Origin of the sequence: Pedobacter agri PB92, from assembly GCF_000258495.1 — a bacterium.
In the GTDB taxonomy this organism is placed as follows: domain Bacteria; phylum Bacteroidota; class Bacteroidia; order Sphingobacteriales; family Sphingobacteriaceae; genus Pedobacter; species Pedobacter agri.
Genome location: NZ_AJLG01000056.1, coordinates 17,482 through 27,248 on the forward strand (window position 1 = coordinate 17,482; position 9,767 = coordinate 27,248).

Genomic DNA, 9,767 nt, shown 5'->3' on the forward strand with positions numbered 1-9,767 from the left:
TTTTTTCTCTAAGCAATCTCACCGGCCACCAAATCCTTCCAATATAGCTTTGTATACAAAAACTCTGTATATGAAAGCAATAGCTTATAACATCCAAGCCGATGAAAAGGAATGGTTGGTGCTGGCCAACTATAAAAAACATGACATTACCATAATCGCGAACAGTTTAACAGACGACACGCTTTCATTTGCAGCCGGAAAAGAAGCATTATTGGTTTTTAATAACGATGATCTGAGTGAAACGATGATTATGGGGCTCAAAGATCTGGGGATAAAATACATCGCAACCTCATCTACCCAAACAGATCATCTTGATTTAAAAGCGGCTGGTTCAGCCGGGATGAAAGTAGCAAATGTCCCCTTATTATCTGGTGTTGGAGACGCCAAACTACGGATGGAGCAGGTGATCAAAAACCTCGACCAATGGTCTGCTGGTAAGTGTGTCGGTAAGTCATGCTGCTGTCAGGGTGGATGTGGAATCGCTAAAATCTCAAAATAATGGATACTTCGGAGTTATTTAAGAAGTATAATGTTGCCGCGCCAAGGTATACCAGTTATCCAACCGTTCCATATTGGGACAATGATTGTTTTAATACAAGGGACTGGTTAACTACAGTAGCTAAAACCTATAGAAACTATCAGGAAGAGGGAATCAGTTTATATATCCACCTCCCATTCTGCGAAAGTTTGTGCACCTATTGCGGCTGCAATACCCGGATCACCAAAAATCATTCGGTAGAGCGACCGTATCTCCGGGCGGTCCTTTCTGAATGGGAAATGTATGTGAAGGCTTTAGCGGAAAAACCTAAACTCAAAGAGATGCACCTTGGTGGGGGAACTCCTACTTTTTTTAGCCCGGAGAACCTGGCGATCCTGATCAATGGCATTCTTGAAAATTCAGTGATGACCTCGGATGCGGAATTTTCATTTGAGGCCCATCCAGCGAGTACTACCAGTGAACATTTAACAACACTAAACCGTCTTGGTTTTAAAAGACTAAGCCTGGGTATCCAGGATTTTGATCCAAAAGTGCAGTTCCTGATCAACCGCTTTCAGACGCCCGGGCAGGTCGCCGCAGTTACCGCTGAAGCAAGAGAGATCGGTTACGCGTCTGTTAATTTTGATCTGATCTATGGTCTCCCTGGACAGACACTTACAGGTTTAGCGGATACCATTCGATCGGTGATTGATATAAAGCCAGACCGCATAGCATTTTACAGTTACGCCCATGTTCCCTGGCTAAAGCCCGGCCAAAGACATTATACCAAAAAAGATCTTCCCCAGGGCGATGAAAAATTTGCGCTCTACCAATTGGGCAGACAACTGCTTGATTCTTCGGGATATAAAGATGTAGGTATGGATCATTTTGCATTACAAAGCGATTCTCTTTACCAGGCGATGACTGAACAAAAACTGCACAGGAATTTTATGGGCTATACCAATCAGCATACTCATTTACTTATTGGTCTTGGCGTATCTGCTATTAGCGATAGCTGGATTGCATTTGCACAAAACCCAAAGAGGGTAGAGGACTATCTCCATAAAATTGAAGGAGGGGCACTAGCTGCAGAAAAAGGCCACTTCCTTACCAGCGAAGATCTTGACGTGAGAAATCACATACTGAACATGATGTGTAAGGAAAACACGAACTATAAGGAGGGTATTCCTGAGAAAATATATGCCAGGCTGCAGCCTTTACTACGCGATAAGCTGGTTTGTGTGACGGAAAAAGAAATCAGGGTTACAGCCAAGGGGAGACCTTTTTTACGAAATGTGTGCATGGCTTTCGATGAGAAACTATGGCTTAAACAGCCCAAAGCCCAATTGTTCAGTAATTCGATTTAAGTACAGTTAACATGGAAGATCAAAATAAAACCGCAACACAGGTCCTTTGCTATCATTGTGGCGAAGGTCTGCCCTTAGTACAATATCAGCTGGAAGACAAATATTTTTGCTGCGCGGGCTGCATGGCCGTTTTCAAGATCCTATCAGAGAATAATTTATGCAATTATTACGTGTACAACGACAGCCCGGGCAGGCAGTTTAATAACGACAGTCATTTGGGATATCTGGATGAACCGAAAATTATCGATAAGCTGCTCGATTATAGACATGAAAGCTCGAGCATCATTACTTTTTACATTCCAGCCATTCACTGCAGTTCATGTATCTGGCTGCTGGAACATCTCTATAAAATCAATTCCGGTATTTTCAGCTCCAGGATCGACTTTATTAAAAAACAGGTTACCATAAGTTTCAGTCATGAAGAAATTTCATTAAGGCAGCTGGTAGAGACTTTAAACCGGATCGGATACGCGCCTTTGATTAGTATGCAGGATGTCGTAAAGCAACATAATGGTTCGCTAGACAAAACTTTGGTGTTAAAAATAGCCGTTGCCGGATTTTTAATGGGAAACGTGATGCTTTTTAGTTTTCCGGAATATTTTGGTCTTTCAGGGTTCGAGAAACATTTTCAATCGCTATTTGGCTGGCTAAACCTTACCTTTTCTATTCCAGCTGCTTTTTATTGTGGCCGCGATTACTTTACCTCAGCCATAACAAGCCTCAAACACAGGCATATCAACCTCGATACCCCGTTAGCATTGATTATTGGGGTGCTTTTCCTGCGTACCGCATTCGAAATTATTTTCCGTACAGGCCCAGGTTTTGCCGATACGCTGACAGGATTGGTGTTTCTGCTTTTAATGGGCAAATGGCTTAAACAACGGACCTACCACCACATATCTTTTGATCGCGATTACCGGTCGTATTTTCCAGTTGCAGTAACGACCCTGCAAAATGGTAAAGAAAACCTGTATCTATTGATGACATCATGGTCGGCGACCGGCTGTGGATCCGAAATGGCGAGCTGGTTCCTGCAGATGCAATTCTGATGAAAGGCGAGGCCTGGATGGATATGGGTTTTGTTACCGGCGAATCCGACCCTGTGCATAAAGTTCTGGGTGAAATTATTTATGCTGGAGGCAGACAAATCGGCGAGGCCATAGAACTTGAAGTGGTCAAGCCTGTCTCGCAGAGTTATTTAACAGGACTGTGGAACGACGATAATTATAAAAACAATCGCGAGAAAAAAAACTTTAATGATACTGTAGCCAAATACTTTAGTCTGGGGGTTTTCCTGATTGCGTTCGCCGCTACCGGGTACTGGTGGTTTCAGAGCGATAGCCACAAAGCATGGTCGGCGTTTACTGCCGTAATTATCGTTGCCTGTCCCTGCGTGTTGGCATTAAGTACGCCATTTACACTTTCTGCGATTTTATCAGTTTTTGATAAGAAAGGATTTTATGTAAAAAATACAGATGCTGTTGAAGAACTTGCCAAATGTGATACCATTATTTTCGATAAAACAGGTACCCTAACCAGCAATGAAGATGCAGAGATCGGTTTTAGCGGAACGATGTCCGGGGAGGAGAAGATCATTATTGGTTCCCTGTTGCGAAATTCCTTACATCCTCTTAGCAGGCATATCCTAAAAGCGCTAAATGTTGATCGTTTTTATTCACTCAGCGATTATAAAGAGGTGGTAGGAAAAGGTTTGACAGCTAAAACTAATGGCCACAGTATTTACGCGGGACATCTTTCTATGCTACCCATAACAGTAAAGTCTGCTCGGGGAAGCGGCGTGCATATTGTGATCGACCATATTTATAAAGGGGTTTTTGATATTAATCAGCAGTGGCGTCCGGGATTGGCGCAGTTGATCTCAAAGCTTTCTAAATCGAAACTGCTGGTTTTATCAGGCGATTCTGGTCAAGACTTTTTGATGCTGGATGCTATATTCGGCAAAAAAGCAACAATCAGGTTTCGCCAAAGCCCTCTTCAAAAGCTCGACGCAGTTTTAAAGCTTCAACAGGGTGGGAATAGGGTCATGATGCTGGGTGATGGGCTAAATGATGCCGGAGCTTTAAAACAAAGTAATTTTGGAATCGCAGTAACCGATAACACTAATAACTTTACACCTGGCTGTGATGCCATACTGAAAGGTAGTGCCTTAAATTTTTTGCCCGATTTTATTCAGCTAAGTAAAGATGGGCTGAAGATTATTAAAATAAGCTTTGCAATAGCCATCGCGTATAATTCCATTGGTATTTATTTTGCCGTGCAGGGTACGCTTTATCCTTTGGTAGCCGCGGTACTGATGCCAATTAGTACCATAACCATTATCTCCTTTACCACTTTGGCAACCCGGTGGTTTGCCCGTAAAAATAAACTGAGATGAACATCCTTTACTTTTTGGTTGGCTGCAGCGTGTTGATGGCATTGATTTTCCTGGCTGCGTTTTTCTGGGCCTATAAAACGGGGCAGAATGATGATCTACATACGCCGGGTATCCGCATGCTTTTCGATGATGAAGCAGTTGATGAAAAAAGTGAAGAAGATCACTTTTCCAGCTAAGCATTATCATCCTTTCTCTGTCCATGGGCGAATACCTTTGAGGTTCAAAACATACAAAAATTCAGCTTCTATTATGCAGTTAGAAAAATTTACTTACGATAACAAGATTGTTCGGAACTTTGGTATTGCCACCCTGGTATGGGGAATTATAGGCATGACAGTGGGTTTGCTGGCAGCCATGCAGCTCTTCAAGCCCGCAATGAACATGGGCAGTCAGTATACCACATTTGGCCGCATCAGGCCGCTGCACACCAACGCCGTAATTTTTGCCTTTGTAGGCAATGCCATTTTTATGGGGGTTTATTACTCTCTGCAGCGCCTGTTAAAAGCAAGGATGTTTAGCAACATGCTAAGCAAGATCCACTTTTGGGGCTGGCAGCTGATTATTTTATCGGCAGTAATCACACTTCCCTTGGGATTTACTACCTCACATGAGTATGCAGAGCTCGAATGGCCGATTGATATCGCCATCACCATCATATGGGCGGTTTTCGGCGTGAACATGTTCGGCACCATTTTCCAAAGGAGAGAACGCCATTTGTATGTGGCCATATGGTTTTACATTGCCACTTTTGTTACCATAGCCGTATTGCACATCGTAAACTCTTTTGAACTGCCTATTTCTTTTATGAAAAGTTATTACGTGTATGCCGGGGTACAGGATGCATTGGTGCAATGGTGGTATGGGCATAATGCGGTGGCATTTTTTTTAACGACACCTTATCTGGGCATGATGTATTATTTCTTACCTAAGATGGCTGGAAGACCTGTTTACTCCTATAAATTAAGTATTCTGCATTTTTGGTCGCTTATTTTTATTTACATCTGGGCAGGTCCGCACCATTTATTATATACCTCATTGCCCGGTTGGGCACAATCACTGGGGGTGGCATTTTCGATCATGCTTATCGCACCAAGCTGGGGGGGTATGATCAATGGTCTGTTAACCTTACGTAGTGCATGGAACAAGGTAAGGGAAGATGTTACCCTTAAATTTATGGTGGTTGCCCTTACTGCTTATGGTATGGCCACTTTCGAAGGACCATTGTTATCTTTGAAACAGATTAATGGTGTAGCACATTTTACTGACTGGATTGTTGCCCACGTGCACGTTGGCGCTTTGGGCTGGAACGGTTTTTTGACATTCGGTGTCCTGTACTGGTTACTTCCGCGCATCTACAAAACGGAATTATATTCTAAAAAACTGGCTGGTTTTCATTTCTGGATTGGTACGTTGGGTATACTCTTCTATGCCATCCCAATGTATTGGGCAGGATTTACCCAGGGGCTGATGTGGAAAGAATTTACGTCCGAAGGTTTATTGAAATATCCGAATTTCTTGACCACCACATTGCAGATCATCCCGATGCACGTTCTGCGCTCGATTGGCGGTGCACTTTACTTAATAGGGGTTATTGCCATGACTTATAACCTGGCCAAAACCATGTTGGGCGCTAAACTGGTTGCCAACGAACCGGCTGAGGCCATGCCCTTAAGTAAAGTGATTATCGAAACTTCTTCATCGGACAAGGCCTGGCACAGGGTTCTGGAACGTAAGCCAATGAAATTTATGGTATTATCACTCATCATCATCCTAATCGGGGGCATGGTTGAAATGATGCCAACATTCACCATTCAATCTAATGTGCCTACCATTACAAGCGTAAAACCTTATTCGGCGCTCGAACTTCAGGGGAGAGATCTGTATATCAGAGAGGGTTGCGTAAACTGCCACTCGCAAACGGTGCGGCCTTTCCGTTCAGAAACGGAGCGTTATGGAGAATATAGTAAAGCAGGAGAGTTTGTTTACGATCACCCTTTTTTATGGGGGAGTAAACGAACAGGACCTGATCTTCATCGTATAGGCGGGAAGTATTCTGATGCATGGCATTACAATCACCTGGTCGATCCCGTTTCAATGTCACCAGGAAGCATTATGCCGCCTTATGCCTGGCTCACTGAACAAAAACTGGATATTACCACAACAGCAAGTAAGATCAGGGCAATGCAGACATTGGGCGTTCCTTATTCTGATGGTTATGATAGACGTGCTAACGATGATTTAAAAGTTCAGGCCGAAAAGATTGCGCTCGACCTAAAGGAGAATAACATTAAGGTTAAAAGCGACAGGGAGATAGTAGCCATTATTGCTTATTTGCAACGTTTGGGTACTGATATAAAAGCAAACAAAGAAACCATTCCTTCAAATCAATAAAAGATGTTCAACCAGATCAAAAATTTAGCCGGTGGCGAAATATACCTCATCACCTCTCTGCTCCTGTTCATGGTGTTTTTCGTGATCGTGGGCATTTACCTGCTCAAACTCAGCAAAAAGCATATTGAAGTAATGAGCCAGCTTCCCATTCAAGACAATCAACCTATTGCATATGAAGAAGATTAAACTATTGCTCTTGTCACTGTTTATCTGTATTACCGCCTTCGCTGCGAATGCCGCAGAAACCGAAACACCTGCTCAGGCAGGGCTTGGGCTAAAACAGTCGGAAATGTTGATCATCATTCTCTTGGCTTTTGCGGTTGTGCTGCTTTTTTGTCTCCCTAACCCTGTTAAATGCATTAAAGGTACTAGATAATGAACAGTCAAATCCTATGCCATACACCAAGCCTGTAAAAGAGCCTGTTATGGACTATGCCACCTGGTTAAAACGGCAGAATGATAAACCATCAATCTGGACAAGACTTTTAAGCCTAAGGCCAATTGAAGAGGAAAAAGATCTGGTAATCGATCATGCCTATGATGGCATTAAAGAACTGAACAATCCTGTGCCAGCCTGGTTTAACTTCCTGTTTTTCGGCACCATGATTTTCGCGGTGGCGTATCTTTTTTACTACCACATTGGTGGATATGGAGAATTGCAGGATAAAGAGTACGAAAATGAAATGGCGAAAGCGCAGATAGAGAAAGCAGCCTATCTTGAAAAATCGGCCAATACCATTGATGAAAATTCGGTAAAGTTTGATAATACGCCAACGGTGCTGGCGGATGGTAAAACTGTTTATAACACAAACTGTGTGGTTTGCCATGGCGATAAAGGGCAGGGGATTATTGGTCCAAATTTAACCGACGAGTATTGGTTGCATGGTGGCGGTGTAAACAATATATTCAAAACTATAAAATATGGAATACCTGAGAAGGGAATGATTAGTTGGGAGAAAAATCTGAACCCGAAACAGATTAGTGCCGTTGCCAATTTTATTCTCTCCTTAAAAGGAACAAACCCAGCAGGCGGCAAAGCACCTCAAGGTGAAAAATATGAGGCAAAGGATTTAAAGGACAATGAAATGAAAGCGCCGAAAGACAGTGTGAACAAAGCCGATGTCAGCAAATAAAAAAGAAAATAATGGTAGGGGTAGAAATTTTATCTATCCCAAAAAACCATCGGGCAGGTTATATACCTACCGGAAATGGGTAAGCTACGCGCTGCTGTTGTTTTTGTTTTCTTGTCCATTTTTAAAGCTTAACGGCGAGCAGCTGGTACTCCTCAATTTTATAGCGCGGAAATTTGTTTTCTTCGGATTTATATTTACCCCACAGGATTTTTACCTTTTTGCCTTTGCCATGCTCATTTTTATTATGTTTATTGTGGGCTTTACAGTAGTTCTTGGCAGACTATGGTGCGGATGGGCCTGCCCTCAGACAATTTTTATGGAAATGGTTTTCCGTAGGATCGAATACTGGATTGAAGGCGATGCGAACAAACAGAAAAAACTAGACGATGGCGCTTGGAATGCTGAAAAAATAGTCAAAAAAACAAGTAAACATTTTATTTTCCTTGTGATTTCTTTTGCCATTGCGAATACCTTTCTGGCTTACATGGTCAGCTCGGATGTACTCTTTAAAATTATCACGGAGCCCATCTCAGGTCATATTTCAGGCTTTATATCCATCTGGCTTTTTACCTTAATCTTCTACGGGATATTTGCCTATGTACGCGAAGTGGTATGTACGGTAATTTGTCCGTATGGTAGGTTACAGGGCGTTCTGTTAGATAATCAAAGTTTGGTGGTAGCCTATGATTTCACAAGGGGCGAACCACGGGGGCATCTTCAAAGAAATGCTAATGCGTTAACAGCCGGCGACTGTATCGATTGTGGACTCTGCGTACAGGTTTGCCCCACGGGTATCGATATTCGCGAAGGTACACAGCTTGAATGTGTAAACTGCACTGCCTGTATCGATTCATGCAACGAGGTAATGCTTAAAATAAACAGGCCTAAAAGTCTGATCGGTTTCTTCAATCAGGATTTTATCAACGAACGTAAACCCTATAAAGTTGGTTTAAAATCTTACGGTTACGCTGCGGTACTATTTGCAGTATTGATGGTTTTTTCTTCATTGATCTATAAAAGAGAAGATATCCAGACTACGGTATTAAGGGCAAGTGGTACTTTATACCAGAGCAGGGGAGCAGATAAAATTAGCAACCTTTACAATGCAGAGCTGATCAACAAAACCAATAAGGATTTAAGATTTACTTTCAGATCAAAGGAAACGGGAGATGAAATTAATTTCATCCAAAAGGCCGAGGTTTTGCCAAAAGAAGGTTCGGCACATCTTACTTTTTTTCTGATCAGGAGAAATACTGCTATCAAAAAATATAAAACAGATGTTGTTTTCGAAATCGTTGCCAATGGCAAAGTGTTGAGCACAGCAACTACAAGTTTCTTTGCACAGCCGCAAGGGACCCAGAATTGAAGCAAGGAATAGTTGAAAAATTGTACAAACGAAGAAGTGGAGAATTGAAAATAACGAAAGAGATATGAACTGGGGAACAAAAATAGTGTTGGGCATGCTTACATTCATGATGTTTATTGTGGGGATGGTTATTTATATGTTCCATGTTCACGGCAGGGATGCTTTGATCGAAGAAAATTATTATGAAAAGGGGATCAATTATAATGCAGAATACCTTGCCAAAGTGAATGTTATAGAGGATAATGCGAGCCCTAAAATTACCATAACGAAAACTCAGATTATCATTCAGGTAAAAGATAGTGCAAAATACGACCTTATTTTAATGCGGCCTGCCAATAGCAACGATGATGTTAAGATAAACGGACGGACTTCAGGCACGGCAAATCTTATTCTGGTTGATAAAACGAAAATGCCCAAAGGAATGTGGTTTATAAACCTTAAATGGCACTCCTTAGGAAAAGATTATCTATTTAAAAATAACATTACCTTATGATTGACTTTTTTCCATTGGCATTTTTGATGGGGCTTTTCGGAAGCCTTCATTGTGCGGTGATGTGCGGGCCGATGATGCTGGCTATGCCATTGGGGAAAGAGAATTTCTTTCGAAGTGGATTTCAATATGTATTAGTGTGTACGT

Annotated in this window: 12 protein-coding genes; all 12 read left to right on the plus strand. The window is 42.1% G+C overall.

What is annotated here, in order from left to right; translation table 11 throughout:
- The first annotated feature begins 70 nt into the window (after nt 1–70).
- Nucleotides 71–499 (plus strand): Rossmann-fold NAD(P)-binding domain-containing protein, encoded by a 429-nt coding sequence (locus ON09_RS10225; RefSeq protein WP_010600971.1) that lies wholly within the window; start codon nt 71–73, stop codon nt 497–499.
- Nucleotides 499–1,845 (plus strand): oxygen-independent coproporphyrinogen III oxidase, encoded by a 1,347-nt coding sequence (gene hemN / locus ON09_RS10230; RefSeq protein ID WP_010600972.1) that lies wholly within the window; start codon nt 499–501, stop codon nt 1,843–1,845. The genes ON09_RS10225 and hemN overlap by 1 nt, the downstream gene beginning before the upstream one ends.
- 11 nt (nt 1,846–1,856) lie before the next feature.
- Nucleotides 1,857–2,894: a heavy metal translocating P-type ATPase metal-binding domain-containing protein gene (locus tag ON09_RS25990; RefSeq protein WP_238533645.1), complete on the plus strand. Its 1,038-nt coding sequence runs from the start codon at nt 1,857–1,859 to the stop codon at nt 2,892–2,894.
- On the plus strand, nt 2,834–4,240 hold the full coding sequence (locus ON09_RS25995) for a heavy metal translocating P-type ATPase (protein WP_238533646.1): 1,407 nt from the start codon (nt 2,834–2,836) through the stop codon (nt 4,238–4,240). Before ON09_RS25990 ends, ON09_RS25995 begins: the two co-directional genes overlap by 61 nt.
- A complete protein-coding gene (ccoS, locus tag ON09_RS10240; RefSeq protein ID WP_010600973.1) occupies nt 4,237–4,416 on the plus strand; it encodes a cbb3-type cytochrome oxidase assembly protein CcoS in 180 nt (59 codons plus the stop codon). Before ON09_RS25995 ends, ccoS begins: the two co-directional genes overlap by 4 nt.
- A gap of 73 nt (nt 4,417–4,489) precedes the next feature.
- Nucleotides 4,490–6,631, plus strand: coding sequence for a cytochrome-c oxidase, cbb3-type subunit I (ccoN, locus tag ON09_RS10245; RefSeq protein WP_010600974.1), 2,142 nt, complete (start codon nt 4,490–4,492; stop codon nt 6,629–6,631).
- A gap of 3 nt (nt 6,632–6,634) precedes the next feature.
- A complete protein-coding gene (locus tag ON09_RS10250) occupies nt 6,635–6,817 on the plus strand; it encodes a hypothetical protein (protein WP_010600975.1) in 183 nt (60 codons plus the stop codon).
- A complete protein-coding gene (locus ON09_RS10255) occupies nt 6,804–7,007 on the plus strand; it encodes a hypothetical protein (RefSeq protein WP_010600976.1) in 204 nt (67 codons plus the stop codon). The genes ON09_RS10250 and ON09_RS10255 overlap by 14 nt, the downstream gene beginning before the upstream one ends.
- A gap of 16 nt (nt 7,008–7,023) precedes the next feature.
- On the plus strand, nt 7,024–7,764 hold the full coding sequence (locus tag ON09_RS10260; RefSeq protein ID WP_010600977.1) for a cbb3-type cytochrome c oxidase N-terminal domain-containing protein: 741 nt from the start codon (nt 7,024–7,026) through the stop codon (nt 7,762–7,764).
- Nucleotides 7,751–9,130, plus strand: coding sequence for a cytochrome c oxidase accessory protein CcoG (ccoG, locus tag ON09_RS10265; RefSeq protein ID WP_010600978.1), 1,380 nt, complete (start codon nt 7,751–7,753; stop codon nt 9,128–9,130). The genes ON09_RS10260 and ccoG overlap by 14 nt, the downstream gene beginning before the upstream one ends.
- Nucleotides 9,131–9,194: 64 nt before the next feature.
- Nucleotides 9,195–9,623, plus strand: coding sequence for a FixH family protein (locus ON09_RS10270; RefSeq protein WP_010600979.1), 429 nt, complete (start codon nt 9,195–9,197; stop codon nt 9,621–9,623).
- Between the two features lie 26 nt (nt 9,624–9,649).
- On the plus strand, nt 9,650–9,767 hold a 118-nt coding region (locus ON09_RS26830; RefSeq protein WP_394358220.1), incomplete at its 3' end, for an urease accessory protein UreH domain-containing protein.

Excerpts from the sequence above, each read along its gene's own strand:
- ON09_RS10225 (WP_010600971.1), top strand. The coding sequence starts at position 71 with ATGAAAGCAATAGCTTATAACATCCAAGCCGATGAAAAGGAATGGTTG.
- hemN (WP_010600972.1), top strand. The coding sequence starts at position 499 with ATGGATACTTCGGAGTTATTTAAGAAGTATAATGTTGCCGCGCCAAGG.
- ON09_RS25990 (WP_238533645.1), top strand. The coding sequence starts at position 1,857 with ATGGAAGATCAAAATAAAACCGCAACACAGGTCCTTTGCTATCATTGT.
- ON09_RS25995 (WP_238533646.1), top strand. The coding sequence starts at position 2,834 with ATGGTCGGCGACCGGCTGTGGATCCGAAATGGCGAGCTGGTTCCTGCA.
- ccoS (WP_010600973.1), top strand. The coding sequence starts at position 4,237 with ATGAACATCCTTTACTTTTTGGTTGGCTGCAGCGTGTTGATGGCATTG.
- ccoN (WP_010600974.1), top strand. The coding sequence starts at position 4,490 with ATGCAGTTAGAAAAATTTACTTACGATAACAAGATTGTTCGGAACTTT.
- ON09_RS10250 (WP_010600975.1), top strand. The coding sequence starts at position 6,635 with ATGTTCAACCAGATCAAAAATTTAGCCGGTGGCGAAATATACCTCATC.
- ON09_RS10255 (WP_010600976.1), top strand. The coding sequence starts at position 6,804 with ATGAAGAAGATTAAACTATTGCTCTTGTCACTGTTTATCTGTATTACC.
- ON09_RS10260 (WP_010600977.1), top strand. The coding sequence starts at position 7,024 with ATGCCATACACCAAGCCTGTAAAAGAGCCTGTTATGGACTATGCCACC.
- ccoG (WP_010600978.1), top strand. The coding sequence starts at position 7,751 with ATGTCAGCAAATAAAAAAGAAAATAATGGTAGGGGTAGAAATTTTATC.
- ON09_RS10270 (WP_010600979.1), top strand. The coding sequence starts at position 9,195 with ATGAACTGGGGAACAAAAATAGTGTTGGGCATGCTTACATTCATGATG.